The following is a 23,403-nucleotide window of genomic DNA, read 5'->3' on the forward strand; positions in this document are numbered from 1 at the left end:
CCGGCGTTTTTGTTATCAGGTTACCCCTGTTCGAAAAATCCGATCCCTGCCCCTACCCAATCCCTATCCTTATTATAACGGACCCCTATCAGCTTTTGCTTACTCAAGCGTGCCAGGTTATTAACCAATACCGGACGTTCCGCTCCCGGCTCCCAACAATAAATCATACGCAGTTCACAAGTAGCCGTCCCCGTAGGTGTAGCCACAATCGGCGCGTAAGTTACCTTACGCTGCAAAACCCACCGGTCAAGGTCGGTTACTGCGGCAATATCCTCCTTCCGTAAGTCGACAATTACGCCTTGCCCGGCGAATGAATGTAACGGCTTCAGCACGTAGTTCTCCAGATCGCGCGGCAGCGTGCCGCATTCGTGGAGGAAACGGGTTTCAGGCACATAAGGTGATGCCAAGCTTGGCAGGGTATGTTTACTGATACGGTAAAACCAATTGGGGTGCGGAACCCATTCTACCGCCGCCGGCGCGGTGATATCTGCATAGCGCGGCAACTGCTTTTCCTGTACTTCGAAATCCTCCCAAATAAGCCGGTTATAGATACGCTTGATGGGGGTCTGTTTGCCATCGCGGAAATAGTAGAGGGTACTCCCATTACGGAAGACCTCCGAAATACATACTGGCCGTATTCCCGTAGCCTTTTCCGTTAAGTAAAAGTCCAATTTGGTTTTCTGCGCATGCGGATTCACCTCCAGTAAAACAACATGCTCGGGCGCGTAGCCCCCAAGTAGCAACCGTTGTAACAAGCGCGTGTAGCGTTCTTCGTCATAACCGTTGAAATAGTTATCAAATCCCGCAGGTATGTCATAGGACTGGCGGTAAGCGCGCGCTAATGCCGCTTGGAAGAAAAGTAACGTGGGGAATCCCTGCAATTCGATCAACCGGGGCGTGGGTCGTCCAACATCGTCCACACATACGGCAAAGTCCATACAGATCATTTCACTCCGCCCCTCGGGGCCGGGTACACGGAACCGTTGTGGAATGGCTTCCTCGGAAGACCTGGAGAAATTGGGATGCAGCAGCTGATCCACGATGTTCTCGCAAGCTTCCACCAGCCTTTTGCGAAGGTCGCGCGAAACGAACACGGGAGTTTCCGCCACGCGGAAACCGAGTGTTCCCGGGTACGATTTATCCAACCGACTTAATAACTGCTGGTATCGTTGTACTGAAAACCGGCTGTTGAAGGTGCTGCGGATGGATGGAATCATGGCGGTAGGCGGTTATTAAATCAGACGACCGCATTGCGCCGCTCGATGCGGGCCAGACGGGCGATGTCCAGAAACGCCGGCAGTACCGATCGGTGGGTAAGTGCAATTTTCATGGGGTCCTCCAGGCATTGCAGCATATCGTCGTATTTGGCCGCACCGTACTGCCCTACCACTTGTTGTTTTTGCTTACTCCCCAGTAAATGGGTGTGCATCCGCTCGGCATCGGCCTCCGGGTGGAACTGCGTGCCCATCATCTCCGGTGAGAAGCGCACAGCCATCACCGCACGCTCCAAAGGCACATGCGGGCGTTCTTTCTCGATGGCTAATACGGCCATGCCCGCTGCGTGCAAATGCCCAGTGTCGGCCATGATCACCTGCCATTCGCGGCTATCGATGGCATAGAACGGATCCGGCAGTGCCGCAAAGACACCTTCGGATTTTCCGGTAAGGGTTTTGTGGATGGGGAACACGCCAAAGGCTGCTGACTTCCTCCGGCATAAGGTGCCTACTCCAAAATGTTTGCATGCCAATTGGAAAGCATGGCAAATGAAAAAAGCGAATTTCCGTTCGGTAGGCATCGCGGTACGGTTATAGGCCATGAGGTCGCCAATAAGCTTAAAATACTGGGCTTCCCCAACGGTATCCGATTCGTCGAGCGGTGATCCTGGCCCGCCGCTTGAAATGTATATGTCGTACGACAAATCGGGTACCTCATTCCGCTGGCGCACATCGAACACGTCGACATCGAGCCGCAGCCCTGTTACCGCCGCATAGCGCTGCATAATCGCCTGTATATTGTCAATTCCCTGATTGGGGTAACCCTTATTGAAATCCAGCAAGGCTATCCGCATATCGCATCCCGGTCGCTCCATTCGGCAAAGGTAATAAAAAAGCTAGGCAAGGAACTGGCCACAAACGAAATCTGCCACGGCCACAAGGCTCCGTGTCTCCTCATATACGGCCAGCTGGCGGTCGGCGCCGGTTCCGTTTTCCAGGATATGGGGTACCCATGCTATTGCCTCCCGGCTTCCGAGACCATCGACTACATCATCTACAAAATCCAGTAACTCGTAAATCAACACGCGGGTATTCACCTCCATTTCCTTACCAAAGTCGATCAATTGGCCATCCAATCCGTAACGCGAAGCCCGCCATTTGTTTTCGTTGACCAAAGAGCGTTTGTAAATCATGTAACTCATGTTCTGCGACCGTAGTTTGTGCAGCTTCACGCACACTGCCTGGAAGAGTGCCGCCAGTGCCACGGTTTCGGCAGTTGTTAACGGCACATCACAGATACGGAATTCGATGGTATTGTAAAATGGATGCACGCGCAGGTCCCACCACACTTTCTTTGCGTTGTCGATGCAATTGGTTTTGATAAGCAAGTTGATGTAACTGTCATACTCATCGATCGACTCGAAATAATCGGGAATGCCCGTACGAGGAAATTTATCGAACACCTTCGTACGAAACGATTTAAAGCCGGTATTCCGTCCTTCCCAAAAAGGGGAATTGGTGGAAAGTGCAAAAATATGGGGCAGGAAGTACCGTGCGGAATTGGCGATATGCACGGCCATCTCACGGCTCGCCATCCCCACATGCACATGCAACCCGAAGATCAGGTTCGAACGTGCTGCATCCTGCATCTCGTTGATAATCTCGAAATAATGCGGGTTGTCCGTAATCAGTTGCCGTTCCCACTCCGAAAACGGATGGGTGCCCGAGGCACCCACTATCAGGTCCAGTTGGTCCGCAATACCGGCTACCGTGCTGCGCAACAGCCGCACCTCATCGCGCGCCTCGTCAATGTTGCTGCATATCGCCGTCCCCACTTCCACAACCGCTTGGTGCATTTCCGCCTTCACACGATCTTTCAGGATCTTCTGAGAAAGTTCCACGATCTTTTGGTCGTGCGACTTCAGTTCGCGGCTAATGGGATCCATCACCATATATTCTTCTTCGATGCCGATGGTAAAACTGTGGGTATCCATGCTGGAGGATTTTCCCTGTAAGATATTACATTTTTCCGGGGAAAGCCAAAAATATTTTTTCTTAACAAATTCCCTACCTTTGCCGCTATGCTATCGGATACCGAGGAAAATTACTTAAAAGCGCTGCTCCGCATCACCGCCGAGCACGACGGTGCCGGTGAAGCGGGAACCAACCAATTGGCAGCCACGCTGAATGTACGGCCTGCCACCGCAACAGATATGTTGAAAAAATTGCGTGAAAAGCTGCTGGTCAACTATGAGAAGTACGGAAAAATCAGCCTAACCGAGAGGGGGCGCAACCTGGCGGTGGCAATTATCCGGCGGCACCGGCTATGGGAAACGTTCCTGTTCGACAAGTTAGGCTTCAGTTGGGATGAGGTACACGACATTGCCGAACAATTGGAGCACATCAAATCGGAAAAGCTGGTGGAACGACTCGACCGGTTCCTGGGATTTCCCCAATTCGACCCCCATGGCGACGCCATCCCAAATGCGGCGGGTGATTACATCCACGAGGCGCGCCTTACCCTTGCGGAAGCCAGTGAGGGCACTCCGTACGCTATCGTCGCCGTAAAGGACAACAGCCCGTCGTTTCTCCAATACGTGAGCCAAATCGGCATCGGCATCCATAGCGAAGTAACGGTATTGCAGCGGTACGAATTCGACCGGTCAATCGCATTGGAAATCGAAGGCACCAAATTCAATATATCAGATAAAGTAGCACAGAACATTTATTGCAAGCCCACACGTAGCAATCGGCTTTAAGTGTTAGACCATATACCAAATGACACTATCTTCAGCTATCCATATCAAAAATAAAAAAGCGTATTTCGAATACCACATCCTCGATACGTACATTGCCGGCATCCGCCTACTTGGCACAGAAATCAAGTCGATACGGGAAGGAAAAGCCAATATCAACGACGCGTTTTGTTCGTTTTTCGAAAGCGACCTGTATATCCGCAACATGCACATCGCAGAATATTCCCACGGTTCATTTTACAACCACGAGGCCAAGCGCGACCGGCAACTGCTACTTACCAAGAAAGAGCTCAAAAAGCTGAAAACGAAAGCTGACGAACGAGGTTTCACCATTATTCCGCTACGCATGTTTATCGGCCAGCGTGGTTTTGCCAAAGTGGAAATTGCATTGGCACAAGGCAAGAAAGATTTCGACAAACGGGACGCTATCAAGGAACGTGACTCGAAACGTGAGCTAGCGCGGGTAATGAAACGTTGATTTACCTACCCAGCCACGTCGATACCGATACCTTTCAACAATAGGGAGGCATTGAAAATAGTGCATTCGCCCGGTTTGAGCTTGTAATCGAACAGCATATCCCCGCCCCGCACCTGGATATCAAAATGGAAGTTGGCCAGCTTACCGGGGTAGTCCTCGGCCAATTTAGCCAGCTGCAGATCGTGCGTGGCCACCATCCCTACCCCGCCATCGGCGATCAACCGTTCAATGATGGCTTTCGACCCTAGGTATTTGTCTTTGGAGTTAGTACCACGCAGCATCTCATCGATGAGGAAAAACGTATCCGATTGGGTACATACTGCGCGCAACACCCCTTCGATTCGGTTCAATTCGGCTTTAAACGTCGATGTGCTTTCATTCAGGGAATCGGCAATGCGCATATAGCTCACCACGTGGAAAACCGAAAGCCGCATCGAGGTACCGCACACCGGTGCCCCACAAAACGCCAGTACCGCATTGGCTCCGATCACGCGGAGGAATGTACTTTTCCCTGCCATGTTCGAGCCCGTGATCAACGCTACCTGATGGTTATCCATTGCGTAATCGTTTGGCACAGCCGTCTGCGGTGCAATAAGCGGATGGGACAAACAGGTCGCTGCCACGAACGGCCCCGCGGATGCCAGAATCTCCGGAAACACCCAATTCGGGTGATTACGGCGAAGCGTTGCTAAACTCACCAGCACCTCAAATTCAGCTACCACATCCAACGCTCCCAGTACCTGCTTGCCATATTGCCTGCGCCAGTCGAGCACCGCAAAAATCTGCTTGAAGTCCCATAGCGCAATCATATTGAGTACGCCACCTACCAGCATGTTCAATCGGTAGTCAAGCCGATCAGTCAATCTAGCCAGCTCATGGAAAACCGCCGAAACCGGCTTATGGCCACCGTTATCGCGAAGCGAAGCGAGCAACGAGCGCCCCAAGCCACTCTCCCAACGGCGACTTTCGATCCGTTCGAACGATTTGGCAAATGCACCCAACGTCTGTCCGGCACGGTCTACCCGACCTGCGATCCGCCCTATCCTACCGCCATATGCCACGGCAGCCAACAGATGTACCAATGCCAAGAAGACCGCCAACGGGGTACTAGCCGGCCAAAAAACCGCCAATGTGATAACCAGGGCCATCAGCCAGGGGACGATTTTCACGTAGCTCCTCAGGAACGTGCTTTCAAATGTTTCTCCCCCGTCCAGAAAGCGGGCAAACCGCTGTTTGAAATCGGTACGCTGGCCCACGTTGAACAGCAGGTCCACTTGGAATTGTTGGCACCATGCCGTATCAGCGGCCAATTCACCAACTACCATCTGCCGTGCTACAATGGTACCCCGGTCGGCCGGTGCAGATAGCCACGCTGCCAGCAGGTTATTGGCAGACGGGGTGGCGCACCGGTTGATCAGGGCGAATATAGATGAAGTACCGAATATATCCAGGTCGCCACTATATGGGTGCCTGCCGTCCATGTGGATTGCGCCATCGGGATAGAGGTTGGGCTTACCCTCGGCCACCGCCAGCTCGTTCCGGTTTACGGCCAGGAAATCTTCACATGTCGCTTTCTGCGCCTCCAGTTTGCTTTGCCGCCATACGAGTGCCATAAAACATACCACAATGAGTAGGAAAACACCCACGACCAACCACACGCTTTCGGTCTGAACGGAAATAAATAATGCCGAACCACCCGCCACGATCGTTGCCAACCGCAGCAGCGAATTCGTGTTTATCAACTTCCGTAAACCAGCGATGCGGCGTTCGGTGTCACCAATATGGTTGCGGTAGGTATTGAAGATGTCTTCCATTCCGTTTGATTTGAAAATTACCACGCGCTATCCCCTACCAGGGGTACAAACCGAAATGTATCCAACTCAATACGTTCGTACGCCTGTTCGCTTACCCGCAAAACCGTCATCATCTTCTGCTCTTTCTCACTGCCCACGGGGATAACCAACAGGCCACCCACGCGCAACTGTTTCAACATGAGATCGGGCACGAACGGAGCACCCGCCGTAACCAGGATCTTATCGTACGGAGCGTGTTTCGGAATACCTTTGGAGCCATCGCCAAGGAAAAAGTGTGGTTTGTAGCCCATATAAGGCAATACTTGTATGGTACGGTTATATAGGTTTTGTTGCCGCTCGATGGTATAGACCTCGGCGCCCATTTCCATCAGGATACAGGTCTGGTATCCCGAGCCGGTGCCTATCTCCAGTACGCGGTCGCCGCGTTCTATGTGGAGCAGTTCCGTTTGGTAGGCCACGGTATAGGGTTGCGAAATGGTCTGACCATCCCCTATGGGAAACGCAATGTCGCGATAGGCTTGGTTCCAGAAGGTTTCGTCGAAAAAATAATGTCGGGGTACCTTGCCAATAGCTGCCAACACCCCCTTGTCTTCAATCCCGCGCCGCTTGAGCTGCTCAACCAACTGCTTGCGTGCGCCACGCTCACGGTAATTGTCAATAAACTTATATGCCATTATGGTTTCAAAAATACAGAGATTAGCCGAGATTACCGCGGCAGTAAAGCGTTACCCGATTTTATTTATTATTTTCGCACGACATAAACGATACGACGAATGAGGTATTTACTTTTGGTTGTTCTCCTATCTTTCGGGGCGTTGCAGCTTTCTGCCCAGGTAACGAATATCGATACCATTGACTATCCCGACCCGATTATCCCAAAAAGCAATACATACAATTTCAATACCGATTACTGGTACACCATCGCTATCCGCACGTACGCCTATGAGCAGTTCCCGCAATTGCTCAACCAGCCCTCAGGGCAACCTTACCACTCCTCGTATCTTAACGGCCTCCTTTTTAAAATCAACGACAACCAGATGAGCTATCGGCTCCAAGCAGCCCATTTCCGCAACGACATCGCGTTTGATAATGAGTGTGAAGGGTGCCTGCCACAGGTAAAGGGTAAATTCAGCAACACAGCCATTAAGGTTGGTATCGAAAAAAGCGTCAATTATTCCCGTGTCCAACCTTATTTCGGGGGCGACTTGGGCTTCATGTTCCAACAGCTCAATACCCGCGGATTCGGCAATGCCACCGTCTTTTCCGAGGACACCAAGAACGCGTTGCTGTTTTCGCCTTTTGTAGGGGCCAAGGTGTATGTGGTGCCGCGGATTGCCCTGGGAGTAGAGGCCAATTTCAATATTGCATATACTTACCAGAAGGTAAATAGTTATACCGACGATTCCTTCACCGGCGTACCCAATCAAGTACGGCGTTACCGCTGGGAATACTTCTTCGCCCCCGTCGCGGCCGTTACCCTACAATATAGCTTCGGACTGATTAATCAATAGGGGTCTACATCGATCTGCACACGGACACCTTTGTTGGCTTTGTTGGATTCAAACCGTAGCAAAACAGCCACCAGTTGCTCCTTTACCTTAGCAATGCTGATACCTATGCGCTCGATTTTGAGTAAGATGCCGAAAATATAAAAATTGCGCACGCGTCCTACCAGTGGCACCTCCGGACCGAATACCCGGTGCCCCAGCACCTCCCGTAACAGTATGGCCAGCCGGAGCGCACCATCGTGTGCGGCCTGTTGCTCTTTGTGTTTCACCTCGATTTTGAAGAGCCTGAAAAACGGTGGATAGCCGAAATTCTTCCGTTCGGCTACCTCGGCCATGAACATCCCTTCGTAGTCGTTTCCAATTACCTGTTGGATAACGCGATGCGTCGGTGCATACGACTGGATGACCACCTGGCCGCTGCTGTTGCGCCGTCCGGCTCGTCCCGCTACCTGTGCCAACAATGAAAAAGCCCGTTCGTAAGCCCGGAAATCCGGATAGTTGATCAAGCCATCAGCATTGATGATGCCGATAACACTAACCTTACCGAAATCGAGCCCCTTGGCCACCATCTGCGTGCCCACCAACACGTCGTATCGCTGCTCGTCAAATGCCGTCAGCACCCGCTCAAACCCATACTTCCCCTTTGTTGAGTCGAGGTCAAGGCGGCCAATACGCGCGTTGGGTAGCAGCATTTCAAGTTCTTCCTCTATCCGCTCGGTGCCGAAACCCTTACTTTCGATGTGGGTGGACCCGCATGCCGGACAAACCTGTAAGGGGGGCTCTGTAAACCCGCAATAGTGGCAGTGCAGTTGGTTGCTGCTTTTGTGGTAGGTAAGGCTCACGTCGCAGTGGATACATTTGGCTATGTAACCGCAAGTTTTGCATTGCAACAGGGGGGTATGGCCACGCCGGTTCTGGAACAGGATTACCTGTTGTTTCACCGCCAACGCCTTTTCCATGGCTTGCAGCAGCGTAGCGCTGAAATACGTAAACATGGTGCCCTTACGGCTTTCCTCGCTGATGTTCACCGTGACGATCTCGGGCAGCGCGGCATCGCCATAGCGTTGGGCAAGCGTTACGAATCCGTATTTGCCCGAACGTGCATTATAGAAACTTTCCACCGCCGGCGTAGCCGACCCCAACAATACCTTTGCCCCGTGGATATGGCCAAGATAGATGGCGGTATCGCGCGCATGGTAACGCGGGGCAGGATCAAACTGCTTATACGATGTTTCGTGTTCTTCGTCGACGACAATGAGACCCAACGACCGGAAAGGCAAGAAGACGGCCGACCGGGCTCCGACGATGACTTGATATTCGTTGTTTAGCACCTTATGCCACACTTCGGCCCGTTCGTTGTCGTTGAACCGCGAATGGTAGACACCCAGCTTGTTTCCAAAGTGCTTGCGTAGCCGCTCGGTGATCTGTGTGGTCAGGGCAATCTCAGGCAACAGGTATAAGACATGTTGGCCGCGGGCCACCGCCGCTTCTATCAAGCGAATGTATACTTGCGTTTTGCCCGAAGCTGTGATGCCATGGAGCAGCACGACGTCCTTCTCGGCAAATTGCCGACCGATACCGGCAAATGCTGCCGATTGCGCTTCGTTAAAGGTGAAATCGCCCGTTATTTCCACATCTTCGCCACCCAGTCTGCTTACGGCACGCTCTTCCGTCATGAACACCCCCTTTTCCACCAATGCGGCAACAATGGCAGAACTGCAACCACTCGCCTCCATGATGTCAGCGCGGGCCACATCGGGCTGTTTACGGCTCAGTTGGAGATAAGCCATCACGGCATCCTGCTGTTTGGGTGCGTTGTCCAGTGAGTCGAGCAGCGCCTTGCGCCCAACACCATCGGTGTAGTCGCTATGCAACCGCACGAACACTTTCATCTTGGGCTTGTATTTGGGTGCTATCTCCTCGGAAATAAGGATGAGGCCTTTGTCAAAGAGGCGTTTCAATAAAGGGAAAACACTTTTTTGTCCCAACAGCTTCACGATATCGCTTACCTTCAGCTCAGACGCAATGTCGAGCGCATCGAGGATAAGGTATTCCTTATCGTTCAACGCCGAACGATCGACCTCGTTACCGGCTGCAATGATACGGGTCTCGCTTGCCAGCTTGAGGGCCGCAGGCAATGCCGCTTGCATAGTTTCACCAAGTGTACAAAGATAATACGATGATATCCAGCCCCACAATTGCAGTTGCGTTTCCGTCACCACGGGCGAATCATCCAACACATCCAAGATATATTTTGCTTCGTACAATTCGGGCGGGCGGTCCACCACACGGCTAATGACAGCGGAGTACACCTTACTCTTGCCAAATTGCACAATGACCCGCTTACCTACGGCAACATGGGCGTTCCATTCGTGCGGAACCCGATAGGTATAGGCCTTGGCAACAGCCAAGGGTAGTATCACCTCCACGAATAACGTAATGCGTACCGTCGTTTCGCCGTCATTAAGTTCAAGCATTTACCCTTTGTTCTTGATGGTGGCCACAAATAGCCCTATCCATCCCAAAATGAAGCATAACCCACCTACCGGGGTAATCGGCCCAACGATGCCAGCGGCGCCGAAACCGGTGATTTCGCGGGTACTCAGTAAATACAGCGATCCGGAAAACAGCAAAATCCCGAGGGTGAAGGTGATGAACGAAAACCGGATATACGTGTTTTTCGCCCGCGAAAAGGTAGCAAGAAACAGCAGCGCCAATGTATGGTAAAATTGATAATCCACTGCGGTCTTCCAGGCTTCGAGGTCGTCGCCGGTGATTTTATCTTCTAGACCGTGTGCGCCGAATGCACCCAGTACCACTGCAGCCAAGCCAAAGAATGATGCAGTGAGAATAATTCGTTTATTCATCGGTATGTCAGTGATTTTTTCAAGGCCAACTCCTAATGGCAATATTTCGCCAAACTTAATTATAATTGGGTTGATATGCAAGATTGCAAAATGGCACTTTTTGTGTTAGGTTTGTAACGGATGAGGAATTTGATCATTGTCATATCGCTCGTATTTATTGCTATCATTGCTGTTTCCTATTTTTACTTTTCCAATCTGGCGGAAAAGGACACGACGCGGCTACCCGAAATCGCATCGGAGGAGGCCGTTGGAACGCCGGAAGAACCTCCGGCTAGCGACAAGGGCATATTGTGGACGTTTGAGCTGAATGGGGGGGCTATCAACCGTCCGTCGATACATCGATATGATGACAGCATGCGGTTCATTCTCATTCAGGATGCCTACCACATCCTCCATGCCATTTCGCCCCGGGGGCAAAAATTGTGGAATGCCCAATTACCCGGCCCCATTGTGGATAGCATCTCGCAACTCACCGACGGCAGTTTGGTATTCACAACCGCCGAGCGGCTTTACCGCATAGATACCGAAGGGGATCCCCTCCCAGGCTTCTCGCTCACGCTCCCCCAACGGGCCACACAGGGAGCCATCGCAACGGGTGAAGGTCCGGTGCGCATCGAGGTTGAAACCAGTAGGCAGGTCCTATCGTATGATGGGCGAGGACGACTCCTGCGGCGGCAGGCCCGAAACCTTAGTGACCACACAGACGAAACAGACGAGCCCGCCCCCACTGCTGCCACCCTACCCCATGGCTGTGGGCCATTCGCCTACATCGGCACGCTGGATGGCAGCAGCCAGCGATACCTTCTTTGCGGTAAAGACGACCGAAAACTGTATTGTTTCCTATATTGAATTACTGCGCTGACGACGCATCCCCATCTTATCCGTTATTGAAAACGACCTTTGCGTGTTCTTTCCCGTGGATAGTTTCCGCGGCAATGGTAACCGCTATTTTTTCCAGTGCACGGACGGCCACCACCAGTTTATCCCTCGGGGTTAGGCTTTCCAACTGCCCCGGCAGACCGGATACATCCAGTTTTATTATACCCAAATAATCGTCGGAAGCGATAAATTCCGAAATGGACGAGAGATTAGGAAAGTGTATGCTGAGATTTGAAAACGTATAAAAATCCAGCTTACTGATTGCTTTACGGATAATATGTATACCGAAATCGGCCAATTTACAGGTCTCTTTCCCCGTGTTTACAGCAACGGCGCCCCCATCGTCGAATAGGGTGGCCGACTTCGCATAACCCGTTTCAAGGGAAATGCCATAGGTTCGTTGGTTGTATCTTCGCGATTCATCGGCAGCCAGCGCGCCCGATCTAGAAGTTTTTCTAGCCCCCCGCTTACGTTCCGTCGGCTTTTCCATGACCTGTTTGGCTTTGATACCGATATCTTCCAACGCCGTATTGAGCTCTTGGATATATCGTGGATTATATGCGCTATGGTAATAAAGCTCTTCGCAAATCCGCAGTTCATGGGTCAGGTCATCATCGAACTTCCTTTCGAAATAAGGTTGCCCGTCCGAGATCCGGAACGGGCAGTACCGCGCACCCCTACCGATGAGCTGCGCTTCTGCCATGGTGGTTTTACCTGCTTTGCCGCTTTTGGCATCTCGCGTATCGTATAGCCTTACAATATCAAACAGATTCAATACATCCCACCCCTCATTCAACTTATCCACCGCAAAAACCGCCCGGTATTCGTTTGCCTCGTCCTCCAGCGAGTTGACGGCCAACTGCTTCGCTTCGCTCTCGTTCTTGCTATTTACCGAAATGAGTTTTTCTTCCGAGAAATCTTCTTTCAATTCAGTAATCAGGTTCTCAAGGCTGATGTGATTGGTCGCCAAATATCGAAACACGTTCGCAATGGCCGTATCCTGATGGAATCTGCTTATTTTTTCCAAATCGGACACCTGCAGGTTTCTGATGCCTGTCACAAATTCATCGAAGAACTGCTCGCTTTCCTTGATCGTTCTGGACTTGAACAGGATGACCGGCTTGACCCGCTGCCTGTGGCTTTCAAACAGCTTGCGCCGATACTGGCTTAGCAAAACCCCCTGTATGGCCCGGTCAAACGGAGGGAGGTCGGCCTGCAATACTTTTACTTCTTTGGAATAACCATCCCTACGGAATTGCCGCAGTGAATAATCGAAAAGGAGTCTTTCGCTATATTTCCGCGCGATCTGTGGCGTAGACAAATCGATGGTTGCGGTAAATTCCAACAGAACATTCTCTTGGTTAGCCATGAAAACCCGGTTTACGGTATCTTCCCAACTTCGTAACTCCTCGGCTTCTTCGGTGTTCAGTTCACTTTTCTTCTTGGTTTCCGCGTTGATGTGGTGGGCTTCATCGGATATGAGGACGGTTTTCATCTCTTCGAAATCATCGTAAGTAAGGCTGTTTTCTTTCGGCGTATTCAACCGTGAATGTAAACCTTGGATGGTCGAAAAAACGATATTGATACCGTCTGGGTTGGCCGCCTGGAAATTGTCCACCTCTTTCATGTAAACCGGTTTGCCGCCAATGGAAATCCGATCCGCAAACAGGTATTTAGCGGATGTCGCATCGAAAAAATTAGCCCTCGTTTTTTCAATAATATTCGTGCTGTTCACAAAGAACAGAAAGTTGCGGTAGCCCAGCCCATATAAATAAATGATGAGCCCTGCCATCACCAGGGTCTTACCGCTACCGGTGGCCATATGGTAAAGCAGTTGAGTAGGTACACCTTCGGGCTTGCGGTGGTAATCGTTCCAAAAGAAATGGAACCTACCCCAAGCTTCCTGTTGGTAGGGCCGCGGCCGAAAACCATCCCGAAGGTTGTCATAGACATATTCAGGCACCCTGCTTTTGTAAAAATCGGCACCGTTGGATTTCAGGATCTCGTTTAATATGTGGTGTAGTTGCTGCATGCTTAAGGTCCGCCTGTTAACATATCGATAAACCGTTGGACCAATGACGCCCTATCATTGCGGATAAGTTCCTTCCGGCGGTAATAAAGGGATGGGAATGTCTTATCGCCGTATGACAACGGTGGCTCATTCACAACGGTCTCGATACGGTCTTCTTTTTTGATTAGGTGGTAGGTTTGGAAATTCGCGGCAAGGGCATCCTCGTTTGCAGCTAATTTACCATCAGCAACATAGCGATGCATAGCCGCCTTATAGGCATCCCTATACTTCCAGTCGCGGTTATCTTGTGTTTTTTTGAAGTACGGCATGGTAATGGTGTCGACCTCTTTCAGCATATAATCACCCTCAGCTGGCGCCCAGGTAAGTATGAAATACCTTAGACCCGATTGGACCCGTAAAATCTCCTGCGATGTCCACCTGCGGATGTCGTCGTGGTACTTCACGTGGCCTTTTTCATCTTTAGTGGCCATCTTGCACAGGAAAAAGTCGTTGTTGCAGTGCTGCGCCACCTTTGTAGTTTTTGCATTTTGGAACTCCAGTATGGCCACCGGCCTATTCGACCCATCGCATATAAAACAGTCGATATTCGTTGGCCAAGGGGTGCCGGCCTCCCGTAGTGCTTTATCAAAATAAGGCAGGTCTTGGCATTCCCTGAATGGCTTGCTCGATTCCCATCCCTTGATGGCCGCGATCCAATCCGCAAATTCGCGATAGGAATGGTATTGTTTTACAAACTTAACATGCGTGGGGGAATGGACATGGAAGAAATATACATTTTCACGCTCATTGCAATACAACGCGTATGATAAGGGTACACCGTAGCATTGGGCGAAGTTTATTTTTCTAGCGAGCGCCTCCTTACCTTCCAAGGCGACAATCGATGTCGTAATTTCGTCGATTGTACTGTTGGCACTGGGATCGTAATCAACCCTAGCCCTTTCCATTAGGCAAGTAACGCGGTGGGCGTTATTCTGGTTGCAGCCTTCGATACTATCTAGATAAAAGTCCGATTTCTCGACCAACAGTGCTTTCGCCCAATTCACATGATCGCTTCTTTCCGACGTTTCTTTCCTAAAATTCGTCAATGCCATGCTCGTCAGGTTATAAATGGGTGAACTGCTGATTCAGGTCAATAACATCACGTCCGAATCGATAGTCCTTATCATGAATTTCGGACAGAGCCACATACCACTGGTTTTTATCGAGTGTTTCATAGATTAGCGATTGGATTGCTTGGATGTCCATCGCTGACGCCTCTGATAACAACTCGTCTACCTGGGGTATATGCACCCGCCAATAGACAAATGCTTCTGCCTTAATCCGCCGCCAAACGGCCTCTAGTTCGGCAATGGTCGTAGCCATTTTCACAAGATCGGTATAATGCGCATTGAGTTTTGCCAATTCGCAATAAATAAACGTTTCTTCACCCAAGCATTTCTGTACACGCTTTGCTGTTATGGTTTCCACATAATCCATTTGCTCACATAGAATAAACCGCCGCTTCGTGTTTTCTTCGTTATTTACCTGTAGCACCGCTTCGGCGGTGGAACCGCTACCTGCGAAAAAATCAAGGACGATATCATTTTCGGCTGTGGTGAACTTGATGATCTTCTTGAGCAGATTGATCGATTTCGGGTTCTCAAAAACCTTTTTACCCATCATGTTGGTCAACGCCCGTGTCGACTTTCGGTTATCTTCGTAGAAATAGCCTTTCAGTAGTTCCGTTGCCGTATGGAGTCGCTTCTTTATTTTAGGTATGGTGTTTTCGTCGCCCCCCCACAACACATCCCCTTTGTTTGCAGCAGCCCAAAAAGTCGTTTCCGGCCAACGGTAGCCGTTGGCGGGTTTATTACATACCTTTTCCGTAACCGGGTGCACGATATCGTAATGGTAACCCCCTGGCTTTGTATTCGCCGAATTGCCGGGATAGAAAACACCTTGATCATCCACGTATGTATAATGCGAAACCCCCGACAAATCGATCTCGTTGGATTTTTTAACACTTTTAATCCAGTTCCGTAAGTCTTTCTCTATCCGATCCGCATCCGCCCCGTGTACGGCCTTCAATGCTTCGTATTTATCTTGGATGGCCTGCGCCTTCTCCGATTGGATTTGCCACTTTGGCTGGCTGGCTTTATGTTTGGCGTAACAAATCACATATTCATGCTCCACCGATATTTGCGTAGCATTGTTGTCCGTAGCCGTTTCCCAGATGATTTCCCCTACAAAATTATCACGACCGAAAATCTCATCGCAAAGAACCTTCAGATAGGCGTGTTCGTTGACATCGATCGAAATAAACAACACCCCCACATTGGAAAGAAGCTCTTTACTAATCTCCAATCTGTTCTTCATGAATGTCAACCAGGCCGAATGGTTGAAGTTATCATTGTATCCGAAACTGTCTTTTCCCGTGTTATAGGGCGGGTCTATATAAATCAATTTGATTTTTCCGGTAAAGGCCGTTTTCAGGGTATGTAGGGTCAGGAGGTTGTTCCCCTTAATCAAGAAATTATCCCTACCATTCAACTCGGCAACATTGAACGTGCCAGCGGCCGTATACGCTTTGAAATTTCGCAACACCTTGGGTTGTAACAACCGGTCGATTTCGTCGGGGGCCAATGTTTCGTTCCAAAAGATTTCGTCCCTTTTGGCTTCTTCCGTTGATTGCCCCCCTTCCAGCACACCGTCTTTATACGGCCAGGCGAGTACCACTTGTTTTTGTTCCCCGATGAATTCATCACCGTCGATCAAGCCGATACGGTTTTTATACGCCGTATAGCTGTCGGGCAAAAAAGCTTTGTTGCTTACAAACCGTTGGAAGCTGATTTTGTCGAAGACCATAATGCCTCCGATGTCTCGAAAGAAATGCTTTTTAATACCTTCGTGCGAGAGCAGGATCTTCATCAAAGCCGGATCGGGCTGTAAGGCCAACTCGATGATCTTGTTACGGAGCAACTTACCCTCCGCCACCAACCTTTCATCTTTTTCCAATAGCCTTTTTAAGTCGTCTAACAGGTTCCGCATACGGGTTTATCGTTCACTTTTTTTCGATGTCACTTGTAAGGTCTGTTTGCGCATCCCAATGGCCAACGGTCTTTCGCTAAACCTTTGAGCTTACCGGCGGCGGCTTGTATTTGACAAATGATGCCAAACTTAGCTAAATTCCAGTTTATATGCAACGGTTCGCTTGTTTCGGGCATATTTCTCAGAATAGGCTTGGAATAAACGGACAATAGTTTTAATTTCGGCAACGGTTAAATGATAGTACCAAGTTATGAATAAACGCGAATTCTTAAAAACCAGCGCATTAGGCGCTCTGGGAGTGATGTTAACCCCCAGCTTACTTAAATCTTTCCCGAAGGGAACCCGTTTACGTACGGCCCATATTGGCGTCGGGAACATGGGTGGTGAAGACTTAAAAGCGATCTCGTCGCATGCGAGCGTTGATGTCGTGGCGCTTTGCGACGTAGATGCACTCAACTTATCAACGGCACACAAACTCCATCCGGGTGCGCGCGTGTTTTTTGACTACCGCGTCATGCTGAAAGAAATGGGTGACGAAATCGATGCCGTCATCGTATCCACGCCCGACCATACCCACGCTCCAGCGTCTATGCTGGCCATGCAGATGAACAAGCCCGTCTATTGCCAAAAGCCGCTGACCCATTACGTGTCTGAATCACGGGCGATGAAAAAGCTGGCCGCTGAAAAAGGGTTGGTTACCCAAATGGGTATCCAAGTACATTCTTTTTATGACTACAAACTGGCCACCCTTCTTATCCAATCGGGGATTATCGGCAAGGTACATACCGTACATGCATGGTCGCCCAAGAATCACGGCTATGACGGTCCCCTGCCCGAGGGCGAAGATCCAATCCCGCCACAATTGCATTGGGACTTATGGGCGGGAACCTCAACCAAACGCCCCTATAAAGAGGGCGTATACCATCCGGGTGTATGGCGCAAGCTGATGGATTACGGCTGCGGCACCCTGGGCGATATGGGTGTACACATCTTCGACACACCTTATAATGCACTGGCGCTTGATGTGCCAAGGACCATCAAAAATGAATGCCGGCCATCCAACGGATTCGGCTTTCCCGAGCACAATAAGGTCACCTATGAGTTCCCGGGCACGGAATACACTACGAAGTCGCTGAAGTGGATTTGGTATGATGGCCCAGGTGCCCCGCCCATGCATGAAGATTTGGTACTGCCGGGAATGGATGATCAAGCAGACCAAAAGAAAATAGATAAGGGTACTGAAGTCGCCGGCAAGGTATCGCTCGATCCGAAGATAGCGGGCCAGCATGAATTGCCTGACCAAGGTGCGATGTTTGTGGGTAAAAAGGGCCGCCTGTTGCTGCCCCACTTCATGCAATTGCCGCGGAAAATCGTCAAAGGTAAGTATGTCGACATTTCAAAGGAAATAGAGGAGCTATCCAAAAAGCACGGCCTTGGCGAACCCATCCGCAACTATGAAACCGAGGGACCTAAACATTACCACCAGTTTGTGGACGCCTGCTTGGGTAAAGCGGAATGCTCGGCACCGTTCGATTATGCCTCGCGGCTAACCGAAACCATCCTGCTGGGCACCATTGCCGGCCGTTTCCCTGGCGAGATACTGCATTGGGACGCCAAAACGGCCAAATTCAGCGAAGAGAAAGCCAATCAGTACCTCACCGGCGATTACCGGGAGTTCTGATAGGTCATTAACCGTATAAAAAGTGACACCTAACGGCAATGCCGTTAGGTGTTTTTCATATAACCACCTTCGTCTTATATTATTCAACATAACTGATATACACACTTTGTAGGAAACCATTGGGGCCATCTTCCGCAAATGATCGGTTATCCGGATTTTCCAAGGATACGTAGGTATAATCCGGAAATAGCGATTTCAGTAAGGTGGTTTTCCCAGACTGGCGGGGACCCAGGCCCCACCCTCCTACGGGGTCGGCTTCGGAATGGCTTGAGTGCTCAGTTTGGACTTCGACTGGGCTTGGTTTGGACTCGGACTGGACTCCGATTGGCGCCGCCAGTCTGAGCGCAGTACAAGGTAGCATGGAGTGCAAACTCACCTCCGAAGCCAACCCGAAGCGGTCTCCAGCACGACGCCTGCGCTATCCTTTCCCTATCCGAAAGTGCGTTTCTCCCGCTATGTAGTCGCTTACCCTTCGCTAAAATGCCACTATTTGGGCTTTTTACCGAGATATATGCGGGACATATGGGGATGGGGCCCGGAGGAAGGGTAAGGGAAGGTGGGCTGGACTTTACCTACAGGCGTACCGGTGCCCGAAAGGCTCCGCATCACGGTCGGGTCTCCGTGCTGTGCTCCGGCCATCACCTTGCTGTTTCGCTGCGGAAAACAGCACTGTGATATCTACCTGACACCTCGTGCATCGCCAGTGACACCGCAGCCGTCTGGGAGCCGTCCTGGAGCGTGTCCAAAGCCATGTCCGACACGGCAGTTGTACCATCGATATTCCTGTAACAGTTCTTGGCCGAATGTGGTACCCCGGGCCGGGATCGAACCGTTAATGCGCTTCCCCCTTTTTGGGCTCTGAAGCCGGTTAGTTGATGTTGTTTAAGCGGTCTCATCGGCGGAAATACCCATCATTAATCAAACAGACAACGAAACCGACACCATAAAAAAAAGAAACCCCACATACAATCTGCATGTGGGGTTTCTTGTGGTACCAGCTGGATTCGAACCAGCGACACAAGGATTTTCAGTCCTTTGCTCTACCAACTGAGCTATGGTACCCCTTTTTATCAGCGATTACCGCCGTTTTGGGACTGCAAATGTAGCGCCTTTTTTCATTTAAGAAAACTTTTTTTGAAATTTATTCCAAAGCGCACAGCAAGCGGCTGATTGCGATGGTGATAAAATGACAAGGTGAAAACATAGGTAAATAAAAATTAGCCGTACCTTTGCATTTTTAATCCATAGCAATGAGTAAAAGAGGAAGAGTATTGGTGGCCATGAGCGGCGGTGTAGACAGTTCGGTAGCAGCGGTAATGCTTCACGAGCAGGGTTACGAAGTGATTGGGCTAACGATGAAAACCTGGGACTATGCCTCTTCCGGTAGTTCTTCGAAGGAAACAGGCTGTTGTAGCCTCGACAGCATCAATGATGCCCGCGCCCTTGCCGTATCTTTCGGTTTCCCTCATTATATATTGGATATCAGGGGTGAGTTTGGTGACTCCGTTATCGATAATTTCGTTGACGAATACCTAGCCGGACGAACACCAAACCCATGCGTGCTTTGCAACACCCATATCAAATGGGAAGCGTTGCTAAAACGTGCAAATAAGCTCGACTGTGAGTTTATCGCCACTGGTCATTATGCCAACATCCGCTTGCAGGACAATGGGCGCTATGTGATTTCCAAAGGAAGGGACACCCACAAGGACCAATCGTACGTACTTTGGGGCGTCTCGCAAGAAAATCTCGCCCGCACCCAGTTTCCGTTGGGCTCCTATACCAAAGCCGAGATTAGGCAAATGGCTGCCGAGATGGGGCAATTGGAACTCGCCAGCAAGTCCGAAAGTTATGAAATATGCTTCGTGCCCGACAATGATTACCGGTCGTTTCTACGCCACCGTGTGGAAGATATCGACGACCGCATAGGGCCGGGCAATTTCGTGCTTACAGATGGTACTATAGTGGGCCAACACCAGGGATATCCCTACTACACCGTTGGCCAACGGAAAGGATTGGGCATCGCACTTGGGCGTCCCATATTCGTTACCGGGATACTGCCGGAAAGCAACACCGTCGTGCTGGGCGATGAACATGAATTGCAACGGCGAGAAGCGTATGTGAAGAACGTGAACCTCGTCAAATACGCCTCCATCGAACAGCCGATGGAGGCGGTGACCAAAATAAGGTATAAAGATGCCGGCATGACCAGCACCATCGTACAACAAGACGGTAACGTGAAAGTTGATTTCCACCATGCCGTCAAAGGGATTGCCCCCGGACAATCGGCTGTATTCTATGAAGGTGACGACTTGCTGGGCGGTGGTTTTTTGATGTGATTAGGTAAAAATACAAAGGTATACCAGTGAAACCAAAAAGCCCGGGCCAATGTAGCTGGCCCGGGCTTTTTTGGAGATTATTTCAATGCTTACGCCTTACCGACAAGCTCAACCAAGTCGACCAATTTATTGGAGTACCCCCACTCATTGTCATACCAAGATACGACTTTGACGAAGTTATCATTGAGTGAGATACCTGCACCGGCATCGAAGATTGAGGTACGGGAATCGCCACGGAAATCTTCCGAAACGACGGCGTCTTCGGTATAGCCGAGAATGCCTTTGAGTTCGCCCTCTGAAGCAGCTTTGTAGGCTTGCTTGATTTGTTCGTAAGTAGCTGGCTTCTCCAGTCGGGCAGTAAGGTCTACTACCGACACATCAGGCACCGGCACACGGAACGACATACCTGTGAGTTTGCCCTGCAGTTCAGGAAGCACCAAACCCACCGCCTTCGCGGCACCCGTAGAAGAAGGGATGATGTTTTGGTAAGCTCCACGGCCGCCGCGCCAATCTTTCACCGATGGGCCATCTACCGTCTTCTGGGTAGCGGTAACGGCGTGGATGGTGCTCATCAACCCCTCAACGATACCGAAATTATCATGTAATACCTTCGCTAGCGGTGCCAAGCAGTTGGTGGTGCAAGACGCGTTAGACACAATGGTTTGGTCCGTTTTCAACTCTTTATGGTTCACGCCGATTACGAATGTGGGTGTGTCGTCCTTTGCAGGAGCCGACATGACTACCTTCTTCGCTCCGGCATCGATGTGTTTCTGTGCAGTTTCCTTGGTCAGGAAGAAACCGGTAGACTCGATGATAACTTCAGCACCCACTTCACCCCAATTCAGGTTGGCAGGGTCCCTTTCGGCGGTAACGCGGATGGTCTTTCCATTTACAATGAGATGGCCATCTTTAACTTCGACGGTACCGTCAAATTTGCCATGGGTGGAGTCATATTTGAGCATATAAGCCAGGTAATCCGGCTCAACGAGATCATTTATCCCAACAATTTCAATACCCGGGCGGTTTACTGCTGCCCGGAATGCCAAGCGGCCGATCCGGCCGAATCCATTGATTCCAATTTTCATTTTTGTATTAGTTTTTATTTAAATAGTATTTCAATAAATTATGTATCGGTTCTTTGATGACGGTACCGATACCGATGCCATACTTGCCCGCCACTTCCCGCAACCATTCCTCGTAGCCCGCGGCCACGCTCCCGGTAAAGTTAACGGTCATGCTGGGGTATTGTTTGGTAAGCGGAAGGAGATACGTTTCCATGTATAATTTCAATCCGTGATAGATGGTTTTTTTTACGAAACGGTGCTTGTGGTTTTCCATCACGAAATCGGCAAAAGACGTGAGGAACAGCGTCGGGTTAGCCTGATTATATACTTTATCCATGATAACCTTACGATCTAACGGATACCGCGCCACGAACTTTTCAAGCAAATCCTCGGGCATGCTCTCATTGAGAAAACTCTTCAGCAACATGCGGCCGATCCAATTGGCCGACCCTTCATCGGCCAAGATATACCCCAGTCCAAAATTATTGTCAGCGGTCCGTCGGCCATTAAAATAGGCCGCGTTCGATCCGCTTCCCAAAATACCGATAAGGCCTTTACCGTCTCCAAAGGTAGCAATAGCAGATGCTTTAACATCATGGTCAACCGCTACTTTTGCATTTTTGAAGAACTGTTGGAAGACCGAGGCAATTTTGTCCTTCCTTTCGGGCGACGACGAACCTGCCCCAAAGAAATAAATCCGTCTGATTTTCTCCGCGTAATTGATGAGATTGTTGTTTTTATTCAGCAGTTGCAGGATAAAGCGTTCGTCGTGCAGGTAGGGGTTGATTCCCATCATCCGGAAGCCCGTTATGATTTTCCCCTTTTCGGCCAATCGCCAATCGGAAAATCTCGAACCGCTGAATACCACCGCGATCATATCGACAACACCTCCATCATTTCCAACATATCCTTACTCAGCTTGAATACTTTCTTATTCAGCACCTCTTCCAGGGGCGTTGCCTTTATTTCATTGCCCCGCAACCCAACCATCACCCGTGTTTCGCCTGCAAGCAGACGATTTACAGCAGCGTATCCCAGTCGGCTCGCCAATACCCGGTCGAAGCTGCTGGGCGACCCACCCCGCTGCAAATGTCCTAAAATCGTCACTTTGGTATCGTAGAAATCAAAGCGTTGCTTTACTTCTTTCGCTACATTGTAGGCACCGCCATTTTCCTCGCCTTCAGCGACAATCACGATGGTTGACGATTTATTGCCCTTGGCCGCAATTTCGAGCTGGTTGCACAAGGTTTGGATACCCGTTGCTTTCTCGGGCAGTAATATCGCTTCCGCACCGCCGGCGATGCCGGCATTCAGCGCGATACAGCCCGAGTCGCGCCCCATTACTTCCACAAAGAACAGACGGTCGTGGGATGCAGCCGTGTCGCGTATCTTATCGATAGCTTCGATGACCGTATTGGTGGCGGTGTCATAGCCCAACGTGAAGTCGGACCCGTAAAGGTCATTGTCTATTGTACCGGGTATGCATATCACGGGGATATCAAACTCGCGCGAAAAAACCTCTGCGCCCGTAAAGGTGCCGTCGCCTCCAATGGCGACAAGCGCGTCGATCCCAGCAGCCCTAACATGGTCGTAAGCTTGTTGCCTTCCCTCTTTCGTGCGGAATGCGGTACATCTTGCCGTTTTGAGAATCGTTCCACCAAGTTGTATGATGTTACTTACCGACCGGCTGGTCATCTCTTGGAAGTTGGCATCTATCATTCCCTGGTAACCTTGATAAATACCC

The 23,403-nt window shown here is 50.4% G+C and carries 21 protein-coding genes and 1 tRNA gene; 7 read left to right on the top strand and 15 right to left on the bottom strand.

Going from position 1 to position 23,403, the window contains the following annotated elements; all coding sequences use genetic code 11:
• Nucleotides 1-20: 20 nt before the first annotated feature.
• From ACO1NT_RS03080 to ACO1NT_RS03090, 3 genes are read right to left on the bottom strand one after another with little or no spacing between them, the layout of a single operon-like run.
• Nucleotides 21-1,217, bottom strand: coding sequence for a hypothetical protein (locus ACO1NT_RS03080; protein ID WP_449046930.1), 1,197 nt, complete (start codon nucleotides 1,215-1,217; stop codon nucleotides 21-23).
• A gap of 20 nt (nucleotides 1,218-1,237) precedes the next feature.
• Nucleotides 1,238-2,089 (bottom strand): type 1 glutamine amidotransferase, encoded by an 852-nt coding sequence (locus ACO1NT_RS03085; protein ID WP_449046931.1) that lies wholly within the window; start codon nucleotides 2,087-2,089, stop codon nucleotides 1,238-1,240.
• A gap of 21 nt (nucleotides 2,090-2,110) precedes the next feature.
• Nucleotides 2,111-3,208, bottom strand: coding sequence for a carboxylate-amine ligase (locus ACO1NT_RS03090; RefSeq protein WP_449046932.1), 1,098 nt, complete (start codon nucleotides 3,206-3,208; stop codon nucleotides 2,111-2,113).
• An 87-nt stretch (nucleotides 3,209-3,295) separates the two neighbouring features.
• Between ACO1NT_RS03090 and ACO1NT_RS03095 the strand changes: the two genes are divergently transcribed.
• Together ACO1NT_RS03095 and smpB are read left to right on the top strand one after the other, a co-directional pair.
• Entirely contained in the window at nucleotides 3,296-3,973 is a 678-nt protein-coding gene (locus ACO1NT_RS03095; RefSeq protein ID WP_449046933.1) for a metal-dependent transcriptional regulator, read from the top strand.
• 19 nt (nucleotides 3,974-3,992) lie between these two features.
• Nucleotides 3,993-4,448, top strand: coding sequence for an SsrA-binding protein SmpB (gene smpB, locus ACO1NT_RS03100; protein ID WP_449046934.1), 456 nt, complete (start codon nucleotides 3,993-3,995; stop codon nucleotides 4,446-4,448).
• Between the two features lie 5 nt (nucleotides 4,449-4,453).
• On the opposite strand, the gene ACO1NT_RS03105 is transcribed toward smpB, so the two are convergent.
• Both ACO1NT_RS03105 and ACO1NT_RS03110 read right to left on the bottom strand, forming a co-directional pair.
• Complete coding sequence (locus ACO1NT_RS03105; RefSeq protein WP_449046935.1) at nucleotides 4,454-6,262, bottom strand: MutS-related protein; 1,809 nt, start codon at nucleotides 6,260-6,262, stop codon at nucleotides 4,454-4,456.
• 17 nt (nucleotides 6,263-6,279) lie between these two features.
• The gene (locus tag ACO1NT_RS03110) at nucleotides 6,280-6,936 is read right to left on the bottom strand and encodes a protein-L-isoaspartate(D-aspartate) O-methyltransferase (RefSeq protein WP_449046936.1); all 657 of its coding nucleotides are present in this window, start codon (nucleotides 6,934-6,936) and stop codon (nucleotides 6,280-6,282) included.
• A gap of 99 nt (nucleotides 6,937-7,035) precedes the next feature.
• Here ACO1NT_RS03110 and ACO1NT_RS03115 point away from each other — a divergent pair, with 99 nt between their 5' ends.
• Nucleotides 7,036-7,773, top strand: a complete 738-nt coding sequence (locus ACO1NT_RS03115; protein ID WP_449046937.1) for a hypothetical protein — start codon at nucleotides 7,036-7,038, stop codon at nucleotides 7,771-7,773.
• Here ACO1NT_RS03115 and priA read toward each other — a convergent pair.
• Both priA and ACO1NT_RS03125 read right to left on the bottom strand, forming a co-directional pair.
• Nucleotides 7,767-10,247: a replication restart helicase PriA gene (priA, locus tag ACO1NT_RS03120; protein ID WP_449046938.1), complete on the bottom strand. Its 2,481-nt coding sequence runs from the start codon at nucleotides 10,245-10,247 to the stop codon at nucleotides 7,767-7,769. The two genes, ACO1NT_RS03115 and priA, sit on opposite strands and share 7 nt — an antisense overlap.
• The gene (locus tag ACO1NT_RS03125) at nucleotides 10,248-10,637 is read right to left on the bottom strand and encodes a DUF423 domain-containing protein (protein ID WP_449046939.1); all 390 of its coding nucleotides are present in this window, start codon (nucleotides 10,635-10,637) and stop codon (nucleotides 10,248-10,250) included.
• Nucleotides 10,638-10,757: 120 nt separating this feature from the next.
• On the opposite strand from ACO1NT_RS03125, the gene ACO1NT_RS03130 reads away from it, so the two are divergent.
• Nucleotides 10,758-11,486, top strand: a complete 729-nt coding sequence (locus tag ACO1NT_RS03130) for a hypothetical protein (RefSeq protein ID WP_449046940.1) — start codon at nucleotides 10,758-10,760, stop codon at nucleotides 11,484-11,486.
• 28 nt (nucleotides 11,487-11,514) lie between these two features.
• On the opposite strand, the gene ACO1NT_RS03135 is transcribed toward ACO1NT_RS03130, so the two are convergent.
• From ACO1NT_RS03135 to ACO1NT_RS03145, 3 genes are read right to left on the bottom strand one after another with little or no spacing between them, the layout of a single operon-like run.
• Nucleotides 11,515-13,548, bottom strand: coding sequence for a DEAD/DEAH box helicase family protein (locus ACO1NT_RS03135; protein ID WP_449046941.1), 2,034 nt, complete (start codon nucleotides 13,546-13,548; stop codon nucleotides 11,515-11,517).
• A 2-nt stretch (nucleotides 13,549-13,550) separates the two neighbouring features.
• Nucleotides 13,551-14,639 carry a hypothetical protein gene (locus tag ACO1NT_RS03140; protein WP_449046942.1) on the bottom strand — a complete coding sequence of 363 codons (1,089 nt, stop codon included), beginning with the start codon at nucleotides 14,637-14,639 and terminating at the stop codon, nucleotides 13,551-13,553.
• A 10-nt stretch (nucleotides 14,640-14,649) separates the two neighbouring features.
• Nucleotides 14,650-16,575: a DNA methyltransferase gene (locus ACO1NT_RS03145; protein ID WP_449046943.1), complete on the bottom strand. Its 1,926-nt coding sequence runs from the start codon at nucleotides 16,573-16,575 to the stop codon at nucleotides 14,650-14,652.
• A 250-nt stretch (nucleotides 16,576-16,825) separates the two neighbouring features.
• Between ACO1NT_RS03145 and ACO1NT_RS03150 the strand changes: the two genes are divergently transcribed.
• Complete coding sequence (locus tag ACO1NT_RS03150; RefSeq protein WP_449046944.1) at nucleotides 16,826-18,256, top strand: Gfo/Idh/MocA family protein; 1,431 nt, start codon at nucleotides 16,826-16,828, stop codon at nucleotides 18,254-18,256.
• 79 nt (nucleotides 18,257-18,335) lie between these two features.
• On the opposite strand, the gene ACO1NT_RS03155 is transcribed toward ACO1NT_RS03150, so the two are convergent.
• On the bottom strand, nucleotides 18,336-18,617 hold the full coding sequence (locus tag ACO1NT_RS03155) for an AAA family ATPase (RefSeq protein ID WP_449046945.1): 282 nt from the start codon (nucleotides 18,615-18,617) through the stop codon (nucleotides 18,336-18,338).
• 119 nt (nucleotides 18,618-18,736) lie between these two features.
• Here ACO1NT_RS03155 and ACO1NT_RS03160 point away from each other — a divergent pair, with 119 nt between their 5' ends.
• Nucleotides 18,737-18,931 carry a hypothetical protein gene (locus tag ACO1NT_RS03160; RefSeq protein ID WP_449046946.1) on the top strand — a complete coding sequence of 65 codons (195 nt, stop codon included), beginning with the start codon at nucleotides 18,737-18,739 and terminating at the stop codon, nucleotides 18,929-18,931.
• 314 nt (nucleotides 18,932-19,245) lie between these two features.
• Here the strand turns inward: ACO1NT_RS03160 and ACO1NT_RS03165 are convergent.
• Nucleotides 19,246-19,318 (bottom strand) — tRNA-Phe (locus ACO1NT_RS03165).
• 188 nt (nucleotides 19,319-19,506) lie between these two features.
• Here ACO1NT_RS03165 and mnmA point away from each other — a divergent pair.
• Nucleotides 19,507-20,595: a tRNA 2-thiouridine(34) synthase MnmA gene (gene mnmA, locus ACO1NT_RS03170; RefSeq protein WP_449046947.1), complete on the top strand. Its 1,089-nt coding sequence runs from the start codon at nucleotides 19,507-19,509 to the stop codon at nucleotides 20,593-20,595.
• A gap of 89 nt (nucleotides 20,596-20,684) precedes the next feature.
• Here the strand turns inward: mnmA and gap are convergent, their stop codons facing one another.
• The 3 genes from gap to ACO1NT_RS03185 form a co-directional block, all read right to left on the bottom strand.
• Entirely contained in the window at nucleotides 20,685-21,680 is a 996-nt protein-coding gene (gene gap, locus ACO1NT_RS03175; protein ID WP_449046948.1) for a type I glyceraldehyde-3-phosphate dehydrogenase, read from the bottom strand.
• A 7-nt stretch (nucleotides 21,681-21,687) separates the two neighbouring features.
• The gene (locus ACO1NT_RS03180; RefSeq protein WP_449046949.1) at nucleotides 21,688-22,536 is read right to left on the bottom strand and encodes a hypothetical protein; all 849 of its coding nucleotides are present in this window, start codon (nucleotides 22,534-22,536) and stop codon (nucleotides 21,688-21,690) included.
• Nucleotides 22,533-23,403 (bottom strand): ATP-dependent 6-phosphofructokinase (locus ACO1NT_RS03185; protein WP_449046950.1); only part of this gene is annotated, 871 nt, incomplete at its 5' end. The genes ACO1NT_RS03185 and ACO1NT_RS03180, both read right to left, overlap by 4 nt.

It is taken from the genome of Parapedobacter sp., from assembly GCF_053550995.1.

What these genes read in the sequence shown, in the direction of transcription:
- ACO1NT_RS03145 (WP_449046943.1), bottom strand. Translation starts at nt 16,575, where the DNA reads ATGCGGAACCTGTTAGACGACTTAAAAAGGCTATTGGAAAAAGATGAA.
- ACO1NT_RS03090 (WP_449046932.1), bottom strand. Translation starts at nt 3,208, where the DNA reads ATGGATACCCACAGTTTTACCATCGGCATCGAAGAAGAATATATGGTG.
- ACO1NT_RS03115 (WP_449046937.1), top strand. Translation starts at nt 7,036, where the DNA reads ATGAGGTATTTACTTTTGGTTGTTCTCCTATCTTTCGGGGCGTTGCAG.
- ACO1NT_RS03160 (WP_449046946.1), top strand. Translation starts at nt 18,737, where the DNA reads ATGCCACTATTTGGGCTTTTTACCGAGATATATGCGGGACATATGGGG.
- mnmA (WP_449046947.1), top strand. Translation starts at nt 19,507, where the DNA reads ATGAGTAAAAGAGGAAGAGTATTGGTGGCCATGAGCGGCGGTGTAGAC.
- ACO1NT_RS03180 (WP_449046949.1), bottom strand. Translation starts at nt 22,536, where the DNA reads ATGATCGCGGTGGTATTCAGCGGTTCGAGATTTTCCGATTGGCGATTG.
- ACO1NT_RS03130 (WP_449046940.1), top strand. Translation starts at nt 10,758, where the DNA reads ATGAGGAATTTGATCATTGTCATATCGCTCGTATTTATTGCTATCATT.
- ACO1NT_RS03155 (WP_449046945.1), bottom strand. Translation starts at nt 18,617, where the DNA reads ATGCTACCTTGTACTGCGCTCAGACTGGCGGCGCCAATCGGAGTCCAG.
- priA (WP_449046938.1), bottom strand. Translation starts at nt 10,247, where the DNA reads ATGCTTGAACTTAATGACGGCGAAACGACGGTACGCATTACGTTATTC.
- ACO1NT_RS03085 (WP_449046931.1), bottom strand. Translation starts at nt 2,089, where the DNA reads ATGGAGCGACCGGGATGCGATATGCGGATAGCCTTGCTGGATTTCAAT.
- ACO1NT_RS03080 (WP_449046930.1), bottom strand. Translation starts at nt 1,217, where the DNA reads ATGATTCCATCCATCCGCAGCACCTTCAACAGCCGGTTTTCAGTACAA.
- ACO1NT_RS03135 (WP_449046941.1), bottom strand. Translation starts at nt 13,548, where the DNA reads ATGCAGCAACTACACCACATATTAAACGAGATCCTGAAATCCAACGGT.
- ACO1NT_RS03140 (WP_449046942.1), bottom strand. Translation starts at nt 14,639, where the DNA reads ATGGCATTGACGAATTTTAGGAAAGAAACGTCGGAAAGAAGCGATCAT.
- ACO1NT_RS03110 (WP_449046936.1), bottom strand. Translation starts at nt 6,936, where the DNA reads ATGGCATATAAGTTTATTGACAATTACCGTGAGCGTGGCGCACGCAAG.
- ACO1NT_RS03125 (WP_449046939.1), bottom strand. Translation starts at nt 10,637, where the DNA reads ATGAATAAACGAATTATTCTCACTGCATCATTCTTTGGCTTGGCTGCA.
- smpB (WP_449046934.1), top strand. Translation starts at nt 3,993, where the DNA reads ATGACACTATCTTCAGCTATCCATATCAAAAATAAAAAAGCGTATTTC.
- ACO1NT_RS03095 (WP_449046933.1), top strand. Translation starts at nt 3,296, where the DNA reads ATGCTATCGGATACCGAGGAAAATTACTTAAAAGCGCTGCTCCGCATC.
- ACO1NT_RS03150 (WP_449046944.1), top strand. Translation starts at nt 16,826, where the DNA reads ATGAATAAACGCGAATTCTTAAAAACCAGCGCATTAGGCGCTCTGGGA.
- ACO1NT_RS03105 (WP_449046935.1), bottom strand. Translation starts at nt 6,262, where the DNA reads ATGGAAGACATCTTCAATACCTACCGCAACCATATTGGTGACACCGAA.
- gap (WP_449046948.1), bottom strand. Translation starts at nt 21,680, where the DNA reads ATGAAAATTGGAATCAATGGATTCGGCCGGATCGGCCGCTTGGCATTC.